Below are 20,335 nucleotides of genomic sequence, written 5' to 3' on the forward strand. Positions count from 1 at the left end.
CTAATCGGCGAGGCGTTGAACGTCGACAGAGACGGAGAGGGTATGTTGTTTACCGCCGCCGAAGATAACGCCTTTGAGCGGCGTCACATCGGAATAGTCGCGGCCCCAGGCGGTAGTGATGTGTTGCTCACTCGCCATCTTGTTATTGGTGGGGTCGAACTCAAACCAGCCCTCACCGGGCGAAAAAACGCCAAACCAGGCGTGGGTCGCATCAGCGCCCACGAGCTTTTCCTGCCCTGGTGGTGGGAGGGTTTCGAGATAGCCGCTGACGTAACGTGCAGGGTAGCCCAACGAGCGCAGGCAACCGATGGCAAAGTGCGCGAAGTCCTGGCAGACACCGCGTTTATGTTTCAGTACATCGCTCAGCGGTGTGGCGACATCGGAGAAGCCAGGATCGTAAGTAAAATCGGTGTAAATCTTTTCCGTCAATTCCATTACCGCAGATAAAAAAGGGCGGTCGTCAGGAAAAAACGCGGCGGCATAGTGGGCCAGGTCGGCGTGTTGCTGAATCATCGGTGAGTCCAGCAAAAACTCGCGCGCCGTGAGGCATTCCGGGTCAGCACTTTGATGCAAACGTTGTTTGCTGTAAGCGCAGGTATTGCCGAAGTCGAGGTTGCGGTTAATCGGCATTTCATCCACACGAATGTGGCTGGTGACTTCCACTTCCAGCTCCGAATGATCCTGCTCAATGGAAAATTGATAGAGTTGATTGCCGAAATAATCGGTGCGTGTATTGCTCACCGAAGCGGTGGGCGATATGGCAATCGCGATGGTATCCAGTTGTTGGCTCGCGGTATTGCGCGGCACCATGTACGCAATATTGTGACAACTGCTGACCGGTTGCTCGTAGGAATATTTGGTCACATGGCGAACGATAAATTTCACAGGTGATCCTGCCATTCAGTATTTTTTACCAGCAGTTGCGGGCTTTGGGTGTGATCAAAATAGCGCTGGCTGATTTCTTTGCCGGCAGCACCGACCAGATATTGAATGCGCGCGAGTAACTGATCCAACGGTTGCCGGATAGCGCTGTTACTTTCGGCCAGGTTGGTCACATCACTTAACTTCAGGGCTGTGGTCGCTTCAAGCAATAACTTGCGTTCCCGCGTGAGTACGCCATGGGTATTGGGCAACTCGGTAAAGTGATATTCCAACTGCTCCAGTTGGTAAATCAACGAACGGGGATTCTTGCTGTTGAGCACCAGCATCTCCAGACCATTTTCCATGGTGATGCCAGTTTGGTAACGGCGGCGGTAGGGAATCAAGGCTTCGCCGCATTGCAGGGCGGACTCGATTAGCATGTCTTGCGGTGACTCATCGAATTTTGGAACCAGCAGGGCGCGCAATAAACTCACGATCTGCAAGGCGCGTTCGATACGCCGACCCATCTTGATGAAATGCCAACCATGGCCGCGCAACATGCTTTCATGAATTAAACCGGCGAGGGCCAGCAGGGTAGTGACCAGCGGATCAAGCGCTTCTTCCGGAGCGGAAAGGGCGCCGGGTGTTAATGCCTTATTGAGTGCTTGCAGCTCATCGCCAATGTCATTGATAACCCGTTGGGTATCGCTGGAGAGTTGTTCCTTGACTTGCTCAGCCGCGTTGATCATCGCCGTTAGGCTGTGGGCGACACTGCCGGCGCGATTCATGTCGAGCAGGATGGATAACATCTCCGGTTCCGGATCACTGAACAGTGTGGGATTTTCGGCGGCAAAACCGGGATAGGTATAGGTAACGTGGGTCACTGCACTCAGCAGTGAGCGATACACCGGATCGGGCAAACTCTCGGATTTATTCAGTTGTATAAACACCGTGCGCAACAAGCGCAATGCGGATTCTGCCCGCTCGGCATAGCGGCCCATCCAGAATAAATTTTCCACCACACGACTGGGTAGCTCGCTGGTGGTTTCCTGGGGCTGGTATTTTTCGCTGCTGCGCAAGGTGACCAGCTTTTCCGGTTCAGTGGCCAGTACCCAGGTGTCCTTTGATACCGAGCCGCGCTGGTTAGAAATAATTTTTTCGGTGGAATCGAGATTGACGCGGGTTAAACCGCCGGGCAATACCGCGTAAGAAGATTCGCTTGCCACAGCAAAGGTGCGCAGGATAGTGGCGCGCGGCTGGATAGCACCTTGATGCCAGGTGGGCGTATAGGCACAGGGAATATATTCCTGGGCAACGTATTGCAGCGGATTTTTGCGGATGCGATTTTTCCACGCCTGCAATTTTTTTTCGTCCAGTTCTGCACCGTAGACTTCATATAATCCCGGCCGGCGATAGGTGGGTTTGATCAGTAACGTGTGCAGGTTTTCGCACACGTAATCCAGATCTTCCTCATTGCCACACCACCAGGTTTTTACCGAATCCATTTGCAAATCACGACCCAGTAAATGCCGCGCAATGGCCGGGAGATAACCCAGCCACGCTGGATTTTCCAATACGCTTGAGCCCAGTGGATTGGCGATGGCGACGTTGCCCATACGCGCGGCGTCGAGTAAGCCGGGGACACCCAATTGTGAATCGCCTTTTAATTCCACCGGGTCGCAATACACATCGTCGACACGGCGCAGAATCACATCCACACGCTTTAATCCGTCCAGTGATTTCATCCACACAAAACCGTCGCGCACCGTCAGATCACCGCCCTGAACCAGATTAAACCCGAGATAGTTGGCGAGGTACGCGTGTTCAAAATAGGTTTCATTGTAGGCGCCGGGCGTTAACACAACGATGCGCGCGATGCCGCCGTTCGGGTTAATGTCTTGCAGCTTTTGGCGCAGGCGGGCAAAGAATAATGAGAGGCGGTGGACGTGGCTATCGCGGAACAGGCTGGGAAACACGCGACTCATCACTGTGCGATTCTCCAGCGCATAACCGGCACCGGACGGTGCCTGGGTACGATCGGCCATGACCTTCATGGCGCCATCAGGTCCGCGTACCAGGTCTACACCGTGCAGGATCATTTGGTGTTCGCCTTTCAGCTTCAATCCATGGCACGCCCGCAGAAAGCCAGCGTGGGAATAAATCAGCTCTGGCGGAATCACGCGTTGTTTTATTAAAGAACGCGGCCCGTACACGTCTTCAAGTATCAGATTGAATAATTCAGCGCGCTCCACCAGGGCACTTTCTACCTGGCTCCATTCTTCACTGTCGATCAGCAGGGGAATTGGATTGAGCTGCCAGGTCTGGTTATTGGCGGGATCGTTATAAACCTTGTAGGTAGCGCCGTCGTCACGCAGGATGCGTTGGGCCTTAATCTGCCGCTCTTCAATCCCTTCCAGGCCGAGGGTTTGCATGCTTTCCAGCAGGTAGCGCCAATGCGAGCGAATGTCGCCGCGCGGCGAATAGGCTTCATCTACCCCATGGTTGAGGAAGGGATAATCAAGGCTGTGAGTGACAGCTTTCATCGGCTCTGACGGATTCATGAATAAAGTGACCTGGATGTGGCTTGTCCGGCGGTGGCGTTACAATTCGCATTGTATGCTTTTTATACATGTTGTAGGCGGAATTGTGGCATGTTAATCGATGCTTGCCCAATACCTTTGGAGCAAGCAGTAGCGATTCGACCCAAGGCCAGGCTACAGATTCAGCCATGTAGTCAGAACCGACACAGCAGCGCGCGTTAGCCAACATAGGCCAACTCACCGTCAGCGTCGCAAATCCAGTGTGTACGGGTATTCACCAGCAGGCTCTTCTGGCGGCGGTGCCATAGGGCGCGGTGGGTGTTTATGTTCAAAGAACTCGCGCAAGATTTTCCCTGCCGGTGTCGTCGGTAACGGGCCCGGTGTGTGGCCAAAGTCAAAGAAACGGTTGCCGCGCCGGGATTCCGCTTCATTGGCATTCACCGGAAAGCGTTCATAGCTGCGTCCGCCGGGGTGGCTGACATGGTAAGAACAACCCCCGATGCTTTTGCCGTTCCAGGTATCGATCAGGTCGAACGTCAAGGGCGAGTGTATCCCGATGGTGGGGTGCAACGCCGAAGGCGGCTGCCAGGCACGATAGCGGACCCCGCCGACAAATTCACCCTGCTTGCCAGTAGCATTCAGGCAGACCCGTCGGCCATTGCAGGCCAGCAGGTACCGCCCCGGCGTGAGTCCGGTTACCTTGACCTGCAAGCGCTCGACGGAGGAGTCCACGTAGCGCGCGGTGCCGAAGCTGGTAACTTCTTCGCCCAACACATGCCAGGGCTCTATAGCCCAGCGCAATTCAATGGCGATATCGTCCAGTTGTACCCGTCCGTAGTGAGGGAAGCGAAACTCTTCAAACGCCGCCAGCCATTCCAGCTGGAAGGGATAACCCTGCTGATTGAGGTCGTTCACTACATCGCGCAGGTCTTCCCACACGTAGTGCGGCAACATGAATTTGTCATGCAGCAGGGTGCCCCAGCGTACCAGCGGCTGATGATAGGGTTTCTCCCAGAAACGACTGATCAGGGCGCGCAGCAGCAGGATCTGTACCAGTGACATACGGGCGTGGGGCGGCATCTCGAACCCGCGAAATTCCAGCAGACCCTGGCGACCGCTGGCGGTGCCGGGTGCATAGAGTTTGTCGATGCAGAACTCAGCGCGGTGGGTGTTGCCGGTGATATCAATCAGCAGGTTGCGCATCAGCCGATCTACCAGCCAAGGCTGATCGACGATGCCATCGGGCATGTGATTGAAAGCGATTTCCAGTTCATACAAGGCTTCATCGCGCCCTTCGTCCACCCGCGGCGATTGGCTGGTGGGGCCAATAAACAAGCCGGAAAATAAATAGGACAATCCAGGGTGGTGCTGCCAGAAGGTGACCAGGCTGCGCAGCAGATCAGGCCGCCGCAAAAATGGGCTGTCGGCGGGCGTAGGGCCGCCGAAGGTCACATGGTTGCCGCCGCCGGTTCCGGAATGGCGGCCATCGAGCATGAATTTCTCCGTGGCGAGTCGCGCTTGACGCGCATCCTCATACAGCGCTTCGGTGTTGGTAACCAGCTCCGGCCAATTGGAAACCGGATGAATATTCACTTCGATAACACCGGGGTCCGGCGTAATCAGGAACTTCTTCAGGCGATAGTCTTTAGGTGGTTCATAACCTTCGATCACTACCGGTATGTCCAGGGCGGCGGCGGTGTCTTCAATGGCTTCGATCAGGGCCACATAGTGTTCGAGGTAGGTCAGCGGCGGCATAAAAACATGCAGCCGGCCTTCGCGAGTTTCAAAGCACAGGGCTGTGCGGATGGCGTAACCTGCTTCCAGGGTGTTGGCGAACGCTTGTTTTTTTGGCGTCGCTCCGCCGGTTTTGACGTAGGCCTGCCCGGCCTTGGCCAAGGGCGCTCGTTCCGCCAAAGGATCGGCCTCCGGTTGGTAGCGGTCATCGTCATACCTGGGTGACTCCACCGAACCAAGCGGCAGGCGTAAGCCTAGCGGTGAGTCGCCGGGGATCAGTAATAGATGATCAGTGCGCAATTGCCAGCGGCCGGTAATCCAGCGCAGTTGGGGAAAATGCCATTCGATAGGCAATACAAAGCCGGTGGGCAAATTGAGTCCGCGCGTTAGCAGTTTGGCGAGGCGCCGCCGTTCAAGGCTGTCTTTCAGGTCGGCTTTGGTGGGATCAACATCCGGCGGCAATTGCTGCTCGGTCCACAGGTAGTAGAGCGTATCTTCATAAGCAGGCATCAGGTGTTCGGCGTTGACACCGAGCCGCTCACAAAAAGCGCCGGCAAATTGCTGCGCATCCTGATGATCAACACCGTAATCCTTATCAACTCTTGCCAGGTAGCGGTCGTCGCGCCAGAAAGGCTGGCCATCGGTGCGCCAGAAACAACCCAGCGCCCAACGCGGTATTTCCTCGCCCGGATACCACTTGCCCTGGCCATAATGCAGCAGACTGCCGGGGGCGAAGGTCTTGCGCATACGCAGCAGCAGGTCTTTGGCCAGTTTGAGTTTATCGGCGCCCAGAGCATCGGTATTCCATTGGGCGGACTCCATATCATCGATCGATACGAAGGTCGGTTCACCGCCGGTGGTCAGGCGCACATCCTGCTGTTCCAGTTTCTGGTCGATCAGCGCGCCCAGCGCATTGATGGTGGTCCATTGTTCTTCGGTATAGGGCTTTGTTACGCGCGGGTCTTCCAGGATGCGGAAGACTTCATTGTGATAACTGAACGTCACTTCGCTTTTGCTGGTGGCGCCGGTGACCGGTGCGGCAGATATCGGGTCCGGGGTACAGGCCAGGGGAATATGCCCTTCAGCGGTCAGCAAACCTGAGGTGGGGTCCAATCCGATCCAGCCGGCGCCGGGGATAAACACCTCCGCCCAGGCATGCAGATCGGTGAAATCCTGCTCCGGTCCACTGGGGCCATCGAGCGCTTTGACATCGGACGTCAGCTGTACCAGGTAGCCAGAGGCAAAACGTGCGGCCAGCCCCAGATGACGCATCAGCTGAACCAGCAGCCAGGCCGTATCCCGACAGGAGCCCTTGGCCAGCGTCAGGGTTTCCTCGCAGGTTTGAATACCCGGCTCAAGCCGCACACCATAGCCAATATCGGCTTGCAGGCGTTGATTAACCGCTACCAGGAAGTCATTGATAAGCCAGGGCGTCTCCGCGCGAGCCTTGGCCGTTAACTGATCGTAAATCTCTTCGCGCAAAGCCGTCAGTTTTGGACCGGATTCGGTCACCTCCAGATAAGGCACCAACTCGCGCCTTAACTGCTCGTCGTAGGCAAAGGGATAAAACTCGGCGTATTCCTCCACAAAAAAATCGAAGGGATTGATGGAGGTCATGTCCGCAATCACTTCGACGGTGAATTTCAGTTGTTTGGTTTGTTCGGGAAAGACCAGGCGCGCCTGGAAATTGCCGAAGGGATCTTGCTGCCAGTTGATGAAGTGCTCTGCCGGTTCGACCTTGAGCGAATAGCTGTGGATTTTTGCGCGGCTGTGGGGCGCCGGGCGCAGGCGCAGCACATGGGGAAATAAGGTTGTCAGCCGATCAAATGTGTATTCTGTTTCGTGATGAATTGCCACGCGGATGGCCATACAGATTTTCCTTTATGCTCAACACAAGGGTTACCCGGAACGGGCTGGATAATTGATGTTCGGCTCTTCCCTGCTTTATTCTGGTGCAGTAAACACCTTATCAATGAAATATTGATGATATCCACCGACGCTAAGCGTTGACCAATGCTGGCCATTGCGCAACGCAGCAAAGTGAAACACGGCTATACCAAACACAGCATAAACACATTTGCAGCTTACGCGCTTAACATTTAGCAACAACCAAGCAATAACCACACCACTCGCCGTAGGTCGGATTAGCCAACGGCGTAATCCGACAGCTTACGACCGGTCCGATAACGCATCTGAATGACATATCCTTTAATGCCCATCCAGACGACATCCTGCGCACTTGTATACTACAATTATTGAAAAAACTCGTTGTTGTCCGCAGCGGGCATTTTCTATGCACTTAACACCTATACCAATAAAAGAAGGCAGGACACATGATAAGAAAAGTCAGTTATATGCTCCTTATTGCGCTGATCTGTACCACTGTCAGCGCCGACGAAAAGGTTATTCGTGTCAACAACTTCAGCGACCCCAATGCCGGTTATGCCATCAGTATGCTGCGCCTGGCCTTGCGCTATATCGACAAGCCCTACCGCATCGAGATCAGCACCAATGACATGACTCAGGCGCGCGTGAATGAAGAAGTTCGCATTGGCGGAAACCTCGACCTTGCCTGGACGTCATCCGATGCGAAGATGGAAGCCACCGTCTTGCCGATTCGTATTCCGTTGTTTAAAGGTTTGCTGGGTTATCGCATCCTGATCATCAACAAACATGATCAGGCAAAATTTGATCGGGTGGAAACACTGGAGGATCTGAAACAATTAACCTTCGGTCAGGGTAGGACCTGGGCAGATACTAACATCCTTGAAGCCAATGGCTTTACCGTTATAAAAGCCAATAAATATCCCAGTTTGTTTTATATGGTTGAAGGCGGACGCTTTGACGCCTTCCCGCGCGGCGTGCATGAACCCTTTGGTGAGCTTGCCCAACGGCCGGAGCTTGAGCTGGCAGTGGAAAAGAATTTGATAGTCGCTTACAAGATGCCGTTTTATTTATTTGTTTCGAAGAATAATCCGGAATTGGCCCATGATATTGAAACCGGATTTAACCGCGCGATCGCCGATGGCAGTTTTGATGAAGCTTTTATGAATGCGCCGGAAGTGAAAGATGTGATCGAAAAGGCCAATATGAAAAACCGCAAAGTGTTTTATATCGACAACCCGACCTTGTCTGAGGAGACGCCGCTGGATAGGGCAGAGTTATGGTTTGATCCGAAGGATTTGCCATAAGCCCGTCCAAAAAACGCTGGTTAAAAATGTAATAGATGGCACGGTCTGGCTGGTTGGCGGAGTAGCTTGTGAGACCATCACCGACAGGATGTCGGTGCTGAGCCTCCAGGGATGGATTCACGGCGTGTCTCACAAGCTACTCCGTCAGCCAGCCTCATGCAGATTGGAACACGTCTTAATTTTGAACATACCCATCATTCATTTGCAGTGGCCAATTTACCGCCGGCAATTGTAAAAACGCTTCCGCAATACGCGCATCCCAGGAACGTTTTAATTCGCGCAAATACTCATCATCTTCATCAAAACGGTTGTGCTGCAACACAAAGCTGTCCGTCTGGTACATCATGATTTCGATGGGAGGCGCGACGGTGAGGTTGGAACGCATGGTGGAATCCATGGACACCAGGGCGCAGAGGGCTGCTGTATCCAGCGTGGTTTGCGGCTGGAGGATGCGATCCAGGATGGGCTTGCCGTATTTGCTTTCACCGATTTGCAGGTAGGGCGTGTCGGTGGAGGTGGTGATGTGGTTGCCTTGGGGGTAAACCAGCATCAGGCGCGGTTTGTCGCCAAAGATCTGTCCGCCGAGGATAAAGCTGGCTTCAAAGGTGGCTACGTTGCCAGCGTTGTGCTTTTCCTGTTCCGAGCGATTGATCTCACCGACATAGTCGGCGGCGTCGTCCATGGTCTGTACATTGCCCAGATTGATCGGGGCTAATTCCTTGATGTCTTTCTTGATCCGCGAAATAACCGCCTGGGTCGTGGCGAGGTTTCCGGCAGAGAGGATGACAAACTGGCGTTGCCCGTCAACGCCGAAGCGGTACATCTTGCTGTAGGTGCTGACTTGGTCGACGCCGGCATTGGTGCGCGAGTCAGAACAGAACACCAAACCGGCGTCAACAGTAATAGCAACACAATAAGTCATGGTCGAGGTAACTCTGGGTCAAAAGGCTGATTAGGGTAAGAGCAGTGCAGGGCACCGTCAAGGCTAATCTGAGTGTAGGCCATGGGGCCGCTTCTGGCTCGAACGAGTAACCTTTGTCGGTCGTGGTTCAGCGGGTCACAAAAAACATCTCCCGCTCAGGTAATGGCTTTTCCCCTTCGGTCTTTTCCGGTATAACGTCTCGCCGTCGCTGGCGTAAAATTGCGCCAGGCCCTAAGGGTAAATACCCATCCTTGAACCTATTTTCGCTCACTTCACCGAAAGGAATGATGATGAAAAAACTTGCAGGAATTCTAATTGTTATCGCTTTGTATGCCGGCGCCTCCTTTTATACCGGTTATCAGGGCGAGAAAAATATTCGCCAACAATTTGCCTTGAGCCAGCAGCAATCTGAAGCGCAGGGTGTTCAGCTGGAGCTTACTCGCTATGAGCGCGGCGTATTCTTTAGCGAGGTGGAATTTACCGCGACCTACTCGACTATGGGGCTGCCGATTGGCGGTTTTAGCTTGTCCAGCAAGTCTCGCGTACAACATGGGCCCTTATTATTTCTGGGGAAAGTGGGCGTAGGACTGTTTTCCTCTGTGTCGACATTGGAAATTGTTACTGGTGATGCCGAGGCAGATCAGAAACTGGCGGCCATCTTTGGTGAAAGCATTGGCGAAATCGTCACCCTGGGACATTTCAACAACAGTTACACCTCAACCTGGACCGTGCCGGCCATTAATTACAGCGATGAAGGCGACGTATTGAGCGTTGACGGTATCAACCTCACCGTTAATGGAACATACACATCCATGGATATGACCGGTTCTGTTGACGTGGGTGCAATGGATATTGCAATGGCCGATGGCACACACATCACCACGACGCCGTTGACGGGTAATTTCGATGTGAAAAATATTTCGGAGCTGGTCAACATTTCCAACATGAATATGGCGATGGACAGTATTACCTTCCGCAACGCTGCCATGGTGAGCGGTTCCGTCGAACAAATTAAAGTTGTGCAAACACAAAAACTGGTGAATGGAAAGATCGACACTTTTGTCAGCTTGTCCGCTGCCAAGGTGAATGGTCCGCTGGAAATTACTGCACTTCATTACGACATCACGCTTAATCAACTGGACCCGGCGGCGATTCGAAAATGGGCCGAGATTGCCAAAACCATGCAAGCCGATCCGGAAACGGCCATGGCGAACAACAGTGAAGCCATGACAGAGCTGATGAACATCGCGTTGCAGGAAGGATTGCAATTCAAGCTGGCAATGGGCGCCGACTTTATGGGTGGTAGCGCGAAGATGGATTGGGTAGCAGATTACCAGTCACTGGCGGATGGCCGTACGATAAACAGCATTGTTGATCCGCTGGATTATCTGCTGCTGGTCAACAGTGATCTGAAGATTAATGTCTCCGAATCCATTGTGATGCAAACACCGCTGGTGATGATGGTTGGCCAATACATGGATACCTACATTACCCAGGACGGCGATCAATACGTGATGCACGCCACCTTGAAAAATGGTGTAGTGAAAGTCGGTAATACTGAAATACCACCAGAGATGTTGTTGGCGTTACTGCCGGCACTGGGTGGTGCAGAACCCGAGCAACCGGCGTTTGATGATTCCGGTTACGATACCGAGTAAATAAAAAGCCGCGCACCGCGCGGCTTTTTTGTATTCGATTCGCAGGTCGGATTAGCCAACGGCGTAATCCGACAAACGCAACAGATCTATTCTTCCTTCTTTGAGTCCGCTTCCTCAACAGGCTTGATCCAATGCACATCCATTTGTGGGAAGGGAATAGAAATACCATTCTCATCAAATGCCAATTTGATCTTCTCTGTTAAATCAAACTTTACCGGCCAGTAATCATCTGTCCTTACCCAGGGACGCACCACAAAATTCACACTGCTGGCGCCCAGCTCGGATACAGCAATCACCGTCTCCGGTTCACTCAGAACGCGCTCGTCAGCACTTACCACTGCCGTAATAACATCGCGCGCTTTCTTGATATCGTCGCCGTAGCCAATGCCGAATATCATGTCGATACGGCGGGTCTGCCGCGCGGAATAGTTGATGATGTTACCGCTGTAAATAGCGCCGTTAGGAACAATCACTTCTTTATTGTCGCCAGTGCGCATGATGGTGGAGAAGATATGGATTTTTTCTACCACACCCATGGTGCCGGCAGCTTCCACAAAGTCGCCGGATTTAAACGGGCGAAATACCAAGAGCATAAAGCCGGCAGCAAAATTTTGCAGCGACCCCTGGAGTGCCAGACCAATAGCCAAGCCTGCGGCACCGAGCACGGCGATCACTGACGTGGTATTGACACCGAGTTGATCAAGTACGGCTACGATGACAAAAATCAGCAATATGGCGCGTACGAGTTGTTGAACAAACTCCACCAGGATCGTATCCCACTTGGTGTGAGAAAGTGCTTTGCCGATAAGAGAACTGATAACGCCTACTACGATACGACCGATTAAAAAAATCAGTAAAGCGACCAGGATGTTAATGCCCCAGGGTATAACGTAGACATTCACAATTTGCATGATTTCTTCTTCGTACTGCATGACGATTCCCTCTTGTGATTGAGATAGGTTCTGGTTAATCAGGCAATGCTGCCGGTTGTGCGCACGCGCTTGCTGCCTTTAACCGGTTTGGCTTTACGCGCTTCGGCACGCCGTTTGATTTCACCGTCGATAAGATTTTTCAGCGCAATCAGAAAACCGGTCACAATAAAGGCGCCGGGTGGCAGAACTGCGAGTAAGAAACCGGGGTAGCTACTGCCGAACACATTCAGTGTCCAATCGCGGGCAATGTCACCAAAGAGTAAATGCATATCGACAAACAAGGTGCCGTTGCCCAGTAATTCCCGAATCGCACCAATCGCGACCAGCACCAGCGCAAAACCCAACCCCATGGTGAAACCATCGACTATAGAGGGCAGTAAACGGTTCTTGCTGGCGAATGCATCCGCGCGGCCGAGCACCGCACAGTTGGTCACAATCAAAGGAATAAAGATGCCGAGGATTTGATACAGCTCGTAAGTAAACGCCTTCATCAATAATTCAATACAGGTCGTTAATGACGCAATGATCATGACGAATGCCGGCAGGCGCACGGCATCACTGACCTTGGTGCGAATCAGCGACACTATTGTGTTGGAGGAAGTAAGTACCAACAGTGTGGCGAGACCGAGACCGAGGCCATTGACCACTGAACCACTGACCGCCAGCAGCGGGCACAAGCCCAGCAATTGCACCAGCGCGGGGTTGTTGCCCCAGAGTCCTTTTTGGGTGATCTCTTTGTAATTGACGGAGTCACTCATGGGGGTGTTCCTGTGATGTTGGTGTGTCGGTAGCAGTTTCACTGCTGGTCGTTTCAGCTTTAGCGCCGAGAGATAAGATTTCATCCTCGGTCGCGACAAATTCCAGTACGCGACGCACCTGATTGACCACCGCCCGCGGCGTAATGGTAGCGCCAGTGAATTGATCAAATTCGCCGCCGTCTTTTTTGACCGCCCAGTCTGCCGGAGCGGGCGCCGTCAGGGATTTACCGTTAAAGGATAAAATCCAGTCGCTTTTTTTCAAGTCCACTTTATCGCCCAGCCCCGGCGTTTCATTGTGAGCCAATACTCGCACACCGGCCACAGAGCCATCCCGGTTTACACCGACGATCATGCGGATATCGCCGCTGTAACCATCCGGCGCAACGGCGGGGATGATCATCGCTACTACCTGGCCATTTTGCCGGGCGATATGAATGTCACCGCCTTTTTTCAATCCTAAAAGGTGCCAGGCATTCTCCGGTACCGGAACTGTGTCCAGCAGCAGATCATTGTCATGGTGTGAGCGCGGCACAATTTCAAACAGGGCTTTTTGTTGCGCGGCCCGCTCAGCTTTTTGAATACGCGCCTTGGTGCCTTCGTTGGTCAGAGCCAGGCCGCCGGCTGCTATTAGCGCAAAGATGGCGAGCAACAAACTGTTTTTGCTGATGGAGGCACCTAACATCTATTCCTCCTTCTCGGTCGCGCGGCGGGCTTTGGTGTGGCCATAGGTGCGCGGCAAGGTGTAGTAATCGATAAAGGGCGCGGCAAAATTCAGCAACAGCACGGCGAAGGCCACCGCGTCGGGATAATTACCCCAATGGCGAATGACAAACACCAGCATACCGATAGCGGCGCCGTAGATGATCCGTCCTTTTTTACTGACCGCAGAGCTGACTGGATCAGTTACGATAAAAAACGCACCCAACATGGTGGCGCCGGACAACAAATGAAACAGGGGTGAACCGCCACTGCTGGAACTGCCACCGTCGTGAAAGAGTGCCGCCATCAGCGTCAGTGCAACGAGCATGCTGACCGGCGCGTGCCAGGTAAATACGCGCTGGGTTAAGAGAAAAATGCCGCCGATCAAAAAGCCGATATTGACCCACTCCCAACCTGCACCTGCGAGGGTTCCGGTGTTAAACGCCGGTTCATTGGCGTAAACATCAGCAACCAGCAAGCTGCTATTTTGTTTCATGACATCGAGCGGCGTTGCAGCGGTATAGCCATCGATCGGTGTGCCCAACCAGATTTTTTGCAAGCTATCGATAACACCCGGCAGGGCCTCCCCGGCCTCCAGCATGGTCGAGGGGGCGGCCCATTGCGTCATCTCTACCGGAAATGAAATCAGCAGTATGACGTAACCCACCATCGCTGGATTGAAGGGGTTGAAACCCATACCGCCATAGAGTTGTTTGGCGAGAATGATGGCGCAGAGACTGCCGACAACCACAATCCACCAGGGACAATAAGGCGGCAGGGAAAGGCCGAGTAAAACCCCGGTGACCAGCGCGCTGTAATCGCGCAGATAAAACATCACCGGGCGACCGCGCAGTTTTATCGCCAGCGCTTCAAACGCGACGCAGGCCAGACAGGCCAATAACACGTTAAACACTACACCCACCCCAAAAAACCACACTAGCGCGAGAAAGCCCGGCAGGGTAGCGAGGATCACCAGCCGCATTAAATGGCCGGTTGAGTGCCCTTTGTGGGCATGGGGCGAGGTAACTTTCAAAAACGCCATTAATAATCTCGATGCATGATCTGAATCTTGGGTCATTGTCGGATTACGCCTGTGGCTAATCCGACCTACGTGTTTACGCGTCTTGCAGGTCTTTGTGCTTTTCTTCGAGTTTTACGACGCCGGTGCGGAAGGCTTCGATATTCGGATCATTATCCGCTTCGGCTTTGGCCAGACGTTCGCGCGCTTTTTGCAAACGGGTTTCCAGGGATTTCAGTTGTTCTGCGCGTTTTTCTGCATCGCTCATACTCGCCAGCGCCGCCGCTTTGGCCTTGGCTTTTTCAATGGCGATGTCTGCCGCACTTTGCTCTACTGGCGGTGTGCTGATCTCTGTTGCCGGCTTTGCTGTTGCGGTCAGTTGTGCGAGTTCGGCTTCTGTTTCGGCAATTTTTTGGTGCAGTTTTTCTACGCCTTGCTGCAGTGCATCAGCGGTAGCGCTGCCTTCGGCTTTGGCAGCGGCGGCCTTTTCCTGCGCTTTGGCAAGACGCGATTGCAGCGACTCAAGTGTCGTGCGTAACTTTTCGTCCGGTGCCATGGTTAATTTCGCTTGCGCACGGGCGATGGCGGCGGCCACCGGGTCTTCGGCACTGGCGGGCGTGGTTGCCGGCGTAGCGTCTTGTGTCGCCATAAAATCAGCGAGTTTTTTCTCAGCCTCACTGACTTTTAATTCGGCTTGCTTGATCCGCGCCTGTTGTTTTTCCAATTGCTCCGGCGTAATCACCGCGCCTTCTTCATTGGGTACTAATGGCTGGCGCGCATGCTCAAGGCTGTTTTGTGCCGCGGCAAGCATACGCTCAAGTTTGGCTTTTTGTTCTTCCGGTGTTTGCTGCACGGCGCGAGCTTTGGCTACGGCCTCGGCGACAACAGCAGTTTGCGGCGCCGGTGCGACGGCTTTTTCGGCGAGCTTTTGTTTTGCTTCTTCAGCGGCCTGTTTGCGTGCTAGACGTTTAGCTTCTTTTTCCGCTTCTTCTTTTGCGATACGTTGCTGACGGAATTCAAACCGACGGCGTGAGCGATCAGATTTTTCTTTCTCCAGTTCGTGCTGGCGAATCGTGCCTTTGGCCGCGCGGTAATATTGCACCAGTGGAATATTACTCGGACACACATAAGAACAGGCACCGCACTCGATGCAATCGAACAGGTTGTGCGCTTGCAGTTTTTCCATATCTTCCGCTTGCGCATACCAGAACAGTTGCTGCGGTAACAAACTGGCGGGGCAGGCATCTGCGCACAGGCCGCAACGAATACAGGCTTGCGCCGGCGGTGGAGGAGGCAATTCTTTTTTTGTGGGGGCGAGGATGCAGTTGGTGGTTTTAATGACCGGCACGCTGGGGATTGGCAAGGTAAAGCCCATCATCGGGCCGCCCATGATCAGGCGCGAGGCCTTCTTCGTATCAAAACCGTGTTGCGCAAGCAGATAGTCAATCGGCGTGCCGATGCGGACTTCCACGTTGCGCTGCATCTCCAGCGCTTCACCGACTACCGTGGTAACCCGCGAAATCAGCGGTTCGCCATAACGCACCGCACGCCAGGCTGCCGCGACAGTGCCGACGTTGAGGCAAATAACGCCGATGTAGGCGGAATGGTGGTCGGTAGGAATTTCCCGCCCGGTCAAAATCTGGATGATCTGCTTGGCGCCACCCGAGGGGTACTTGGTCGGAAAGGCCACCACTTGTATGCGTGTACCTTGCGCCGCTTTTTGCAGGGCCGCCAGGGCTTGGGGTTTATTGTCTTCCAGCCCGATGATCAGGTCTTTGGGCTCGTGCAGCAAATGGCTGACCATCAGGGTTCCCGCGATGATTTCCTCGGCGCGGGTCTGCATCAGGATGTCATCGGCGGTGATATAGGGCTCGCACTCGGCGCCATTGATGATCAGGGTATCAATCACTTCCGTAGAGCGCGGGTTGAGTTTTACCGCTGTCGGAAAGCCGGCACCACCCAGACCAGCTACCCCGGCCAGGCGGATTTTGTCTTGCAGGGCCGTCTTATCCAGTGCGTGGTAATCCTCGCAGGGACTCAATGGCACCCATTCATCCTTGCCATCCGTCTCGATCACAATGCAGGTGTCGCTCATCCCCGACGGGTGTGTCAGGACGCGATCTTCAATCGCCACTACAGTGCCGGAACTTGGCGCGTGGATATTGGCACTGAAGACGCCATTGGCGGCAGCAATCAGCTGTCCGGTCAGTACGCGCTCACCCACATTAACCACCGGTGTGGCCGGTTCGCCGATATGCTGGCTGACCGGTACTACCAACTGTGGCGGCAGCGGCACCGAGCCCAGCGGCAAACGCAAGGATTGTGCTTTATGCTCAGGCGGGTGAATTCCGCCGGGGATTTCCCGGATTTTGATCAGGCTGGTCATTAAGCGGCTTTACCTGTGGGCTGATCCTGCGAATCGCGGTCGGTGGCGATGATGTTGGCGTTGATGGCGGGCAACTCCCACTTCCACTCTTTAACGCCGGTTTCCACCGGAATCATGTCAATACAATCTACGGGGCAGGGCTCCACACACAAGTCGCAGCCAGTGCACTCATCGGCAATCACGGTATGCATCTGCTTGGCGGCACCGAGGATGGCATCCATCGGGCAAGCCTGGATGCATTTGGTGCAGCCGATGCACTCGTCTTCGCGGATAAACGCCACTTTCTTGACTTCGGATTCCTCGCCGTGTTCTTCGTCGAGGGTGGGCGCGGGGACAGCCAGCAGATCCGCCAGGGCGTTGATGGTGGTTTGGCCGCCGGGTGGGCACTTATTGATGGCATCACCGCCGGCAATAGCCTGGGCGTAGGGCCGGCAGCCGGGATAGCCACATTGGCCGCACTGGGTTTGCGGCAGCAGATTGTCGATCTGGTCGACGATAGGGTCGCCTTCAACTTTGAACTTCACCGCCGCAAAACCCAGGATTGCGCCAAACAACGCGGCCAAGCCGATCAAGGCGATCAGCGCAGCGAGGATGGGGTTCTGGATAATGAGTTCAAACATAATCGGTGCTACATCTCCGGCTTAGACAAGGCCACTGAAGCCCATAAAGGCGAGGGACATTAACCCGGCAGTGATCATGCCGATAGCGGCGCCTTTAAAGGGCACGGGCACATCGGCCACCGCCAGGCGTTCGCGCATGGCAGAGAACAGGATCAATACGATGGAAAATCCCACCGCTCCACCGAATCCGTAGAGGGTGGATTCCCAGAAACTGTGGGTTTTGTTGATATTCAACAAGGCCACGCCCAACACCGCGCAGTTCACCGTAATCAGCGGCAGGAATACCCCGAGGATGCGGTACAGCAATGGGCTGGTTTTTTCCATAAACATCTTGGTGAACTGCACGACCGCCGCAATCACCAATATAAAGGAGATAGTGCGCAGGTAATCCAGGCCCAAAGGCGCGAGAATCCAGGTGAAGACCAGGTAGGTACAGATGGAGGCGAGCGTCATCACAAAGGTAGTAGCGCCGGCCATACCGATGGCCGATTCCAGTTTGTTGGACACACCCATAAACGGGCACAGCCCCAGGAACTGGACCAGCACAAAGTTGTTCACCAGGATGGTGCCGAGCATGATGACGGCAAATTCGGTCATGGATTCTCTACCTGTCGGCTGACGCCTGAAATTTCAGGGGCGCATTATCGTAAAGCAACGGCGCGGGATCAATCCAAAACGCCGTTTATTTGGGAATATGCTTGAAACCTGTGGCGATAATGCGTTTACCGGGTTGTGGTATTACATTACGCGTTGGCCGGGTTTGGCGCCGCTGTGGGGTTCAAGCAGGTATAAGTCGCTGCCTCCGGGGCCTGCGGCCAGTACCATGCCTTCGCTCATACCGAACTTCATCTTGCGCGGTTTGAGGTTGGCAACCACCACGGTGAGCTTGCCTACCAGGTCTTCCGGTTTATAGGCAGCTTTAATACCGGAGAAGACGTTGCGCGTCTCCCCGCCCAAATCCAGGGTCAGGCGCAAGAGTTTGTCAGAACCTTCCACGTGTTCGGCGTTGGCGATCAACGCGATGCGCAGATCCACCCTGGCGAAATCGCCAAACTCAATCTCGTCCGCAATCGGGTCATCCGCCAGAGGGCCACTGGCTTTCGGTGCGGCGCTGGCGAGGGCTTCTTTGCTGGCTTCGAGCATGGCGTCCACCTTGTCTTTTTCAACGCGGGTTAATAAAGGAACAAAGGCGTTGATCTGATCACCACCACGGAAACGCACCGGCGCCGTCCAGCTCAGGGTTTCACCCAGGAATTCCTCGGCCTTGGCAGTTAATGCCGGTAGCACAGGTTTGAGGTAAGTCAGCAGGGCGCGGAACATGTTGATGCCCAGGGTGCAGACATCCAGTGTGTATTGCTCCTGACCGGGTTGTTTGGCCAGCTTCCAGGGCTCCTGGGTGGCGATGTATTCGTTCGCAGCGTCAGCCAGCGCCATGATTTCACGCATGGCTTTGCTGAAGTCCCGCGCTTCGTAATGCGCTGCGATAACAGCTCCCGCATCCACGAATTTTTCCCATAGGGCCGGGTCAGCAACCGTGGTCGACAAGGTGCCGCCCGCATTGTTGATGAACTTGGCAGTACGGCTGGCAATGTTAACCACCTTGCCCACCAGATCGCTGTTGACGCGCTGGATAAAATCCTCAAGATTTAAATCGAGATCATCCACGGCGCTGGTCAGTTTGGCGGCAAAGTAATAACGTAAATATTCCGGATTCAGGTGATTGAGGTAAGTGCGCGCGTTAATAAAGGTGCCGCGCGATTTGCTCATCTTGGTGCCATTAACCGTCAGGAAGCCGTGCACACAGATTTTGGTGGGGGTACGCAACTTGGCCGAATGCAGCATGGCGGGCCAGAAGAGGGCGTGGAAGTTGACGATATCCTTGCCGATAAAGTGATAAACCTCCGCCGTGGAATCCGGCTTCCAGTAGTCCTGCCAATCAATGCCGTGTTGGTCGCCGTAATGTTTCAGACTGGCGATATACCCAATAGGCGCATCCAGCCAGACGTAAAAATATTTACCCGGTTGATCGGGGATTTCAAAACCGAAGTAGGGCGCATCGCGGGAGATATCCCACTCCTGCAAACCGGCATCCAGCCACTCCGCCATCTTGTTTGCCACTTCATCTTGCAAATGGCCGGCACGGGTCCAGTCTTTAAGGAAGTCGCTGAACGCAGGCAGGGTGAAGAAGAAATGCTCGGAATCTTTCGCAACCGGTGTCGCGCCGGAGATCGCTGACTTGGGGTTGATCAAGTCCATCGGCGAATAGGTGGCACCACATTTTTCACAATTGTCACCATACTGGTCTTCGGATTTACATTTGGGGCAGGTGCCTTTTATGTAGCGATCTGCCAGAAACAGATTTTTTTCCGGGTCGTAGGCCTGGGTGATACTGCGGGTCGCGATGTGACCATTGGCCAGCAAGCGTTGATAGATCATCGTCGACAGTTCGCGATTTTCTTCACTGTGCGTCGAGTGGTAATTATCAAAGCCAATCAGAAAATCAGCAAAATCCTGCTGGTGCTCTGCTTTGACATTGGCAATTTGTTGTTCAGGGCTGTGACCCAGCTGCTCAGCTTTCAACATGATGGCGGTGCCGTGCGCATCGTCGGCGCAGACATACAAACAATCTTCACCGCGCAGCTTCTGGAAGCGAACCCAGATATCGGTCTGGATATATTCCACCAGATGGCCGAGGTGAATCGAGCCGTTGGCGTAGGGCAGGGCACTGGTAACAAGAATTTTACGAGCTTGGGTCATAGGTCTGGGTATCTATCCAAGGTTGTGTGCAGATCACGAATTTTACAAGATGGTGCGATTGAAATCGTCAGCTCATGCACTGGCAGGGGATAACCCACAATCCAGCTGGCTGAAAGGAGGCGCACTATAGCATTTTTGCCATGAGATATCAGTTGGTCCGGCCTGGCCGAGACGCGAGGTACACGTGGAAAAAATACGGTGCAGATACCCGGGGTGGCAGTTAAGGCGCCCGACCATTAATTATCATCACGATGGAGAA

Annotated in this window: 14 protein-coding genes; 2 read left to right on the top strand and 12 right to left on the bottom strand. The window is 54.0% G+C overall.

From position 1 onward, the window contains the following. From CBR65_RS21425 to CBR65_RS21435, 3 genes are all read right to left on the bottom strand, one after another. Positions 1-885, bottom strand: a complete 885-nt coding sequence (locus tag CBR65_RS21425; RefSeq protein WP_087468749.1) for a transglutaminase family protein — start codon at positions 883-885, stop codon at positions 1-3. Continuing rightward, positions 882-3,422, bottom strand: a complete 2,541-nt coding sequence (locus CBR65_RS21430) for a circularly permuted type 2 ATP-grasp protein (RefSeq protein ID WP_087468750.1) — start codon at positions 3,420-3,422, stop codon at positions 882-884. The genes CBR65_RS21425 and CBR65_RS21430 overlap by 4 nt, the downstream gene beginning before the upstream one ends. A gap of 222 nt (positions 3,423-3,644) precedes the next feature. Continuing rightward, positions 3,645-7,004, bottom strand: a complete 3,360-nt coding sequence (locus CBR65_RS21435) for a DUF2126 domain-containing protein (protein WP_087468751.1) — start codon at positions 7,002-7,004, stop codon at positions 3,645-3,647. A gap of 464 nt (positions 7,005-7,468) precedes the next feature. Here CBR65_RS21435 and CBR65_RS21440 point away from each other — a divergent pair, with 464 nt between their 5' ends. Continuing rightward, the gene (locus CBR65_RS21440) at positions 7,469-8,326 is read left to right on the top strand and encodes a diguanylate cyclase (RefSeq protein ID WP_087468752.1); all 858 of its coding nucleotides are present in this window, start codon (positions 7,469-7,471) and stop codon (positions 8,324-8,326) included. A 175-nt stretch (positions 8,327-8,501) separates the two neighbouring features. On the opposite strand, the gene CBR65_RS21445 is transcribed toward CBR65_RS21440, so the two are convergent. Beyond that, entirely contained in the window at positions 8,502-9,248 is a 747-nt protein-coding gene (locus CBR65_RS21445) for a peptidase (protein WP_087468753.1), read from the bottom strand. Between the two features lie 290 nt (positions 9,249-9,538). On the opposite strand from CBR65_RS21445, the gene CBR65_RS21450 reads away from it, so the two are divergent. Then, the gene (locus CBR65_RS21450; RefSeq protein ID WP_157672183.1) at positions 9,539-10,906 is read left to right on the top strand and encodes a DUF945 family protein; all 1,368 of its coding nucleotides are present in this window, start codon (positions 9,539-9,541) and stop codon (positions 10,904-10,906) included. 86 nt (positions 10,907-10,992) lie between these two features. On the opposite strand, the gene CBR65_RS21455 is transcribed toward CBR65_RS21450, so the two are convergent. From CBR65_RS21455 to metG, 8 genes are all read right to left on the bottom strand, one after another. Next, entirely contained in the window at positions 10,993-11,838 is an 846-nt protein-coding gene (locus tag CBR65_RS21455; protein ID WP_087468755.1) for a mechanosensitive ion channel family protein, read from the bottom strand. A 38-nt stretch (positions 11,839-11,876) separates the two neighbouring features. Next, complete coding sequence (locus CBR65_RS21460; protein WP_087468756.1) at positions 11,877-12,596, bottom strand: electron transport complex subunit E; 720 nt, start codon at positions 12,594-12,596, stop codon at positions 11,877-11,879. Then, positions 12,589-13,278 carry an electron transport complex subunit RsxG gene (gene rsxG / locus CBR65_RS21465; RefSeq protein ID WP_087468757.1) on the bottom strand — a complete coding sequence of 230 codons (690 nt, stop codon included), beginning with the start codon at positions 13,276-13,278 and terminating at the stop codon, positions 12,589-12,591. The genes CBR65_RS21460 and rsxG overlap by 8 nt, the downstream gene beginning before the upstream one ends. After that, on the bottom strand, positions 13,279-14,337 hold the full coding sequence (gene rsxD / locus CBR65_RS21470) for an electron transport complex subunit RsxD (protein ID WP_087469210.1): 1,059 nt from the start codon (positions 14,335-14,337) through the stop codon (positions 13,279-13,281). Positions 14,338-14,410: 73 nt separating this feature from the next. After that, positions 14,411-16,699, bottom strand: coding sequence for an electron transport complex subunit RsxC (gene rsxC / locus CBR65_RS21475; protein ID WP_087468758.1), 2,289 nt, complete (start codon positions 16,697-16,699; stop codon positions 14,411-14,413). After that, the gene (gene rsxB, locus CBR65_RS21480; RefSeq protein WP_087468759.1) at positions 16,699-17,319 is read right to left on the bottom strand and encodes an electron transport complex subunit RsxB; all 621 of its coding nucleotides are present in this window, start codon (positions 17,317-17,319) and stop codon (positions 16,699-16,701) included. Before rsxB ends, rsxC begins: the two co-directional genes overlap by 1 nt. A 21-nt stretch (positions 17,320-17,340) precedes the next feature. Further along, a complete protein-coding gene (rsxA, locus tag CBR65_RS21485; RefSeq protein WP_087468760.1) occupies positions 17,341-17,916 on the bottom strand; it encodes an electron transport complex subunit RsxA in 576 nt (191 codons plus the stop codon). A 141-nt stretch (positions 17,917-18,057) separates the two neighbouring features. Further along, complete coding sequence (gene metG / locus CBR65_RS21490) at positions 18,058-20,076, bottom strand: methionine--tRNA ligase (RefSeq protein WP_087468761.1); 2,019 nt, start codon at positions 20,074-20,076, stop codon at positions 18,058-18,060. Positions 20,077-20,335 lie beyond the last annotated feature (259 nt).

The sequence above is a fragment of the Cellvibrio sp. PSBB006 genome (genome assembly GCF_002162135.1).
Taxonomy (GTDB): domain Bacteria; phylum Pseudomonadota; class Gammaproteobacteria; order Pseudomonadales; family Cellvibrionaceae; genus Cellvibrio.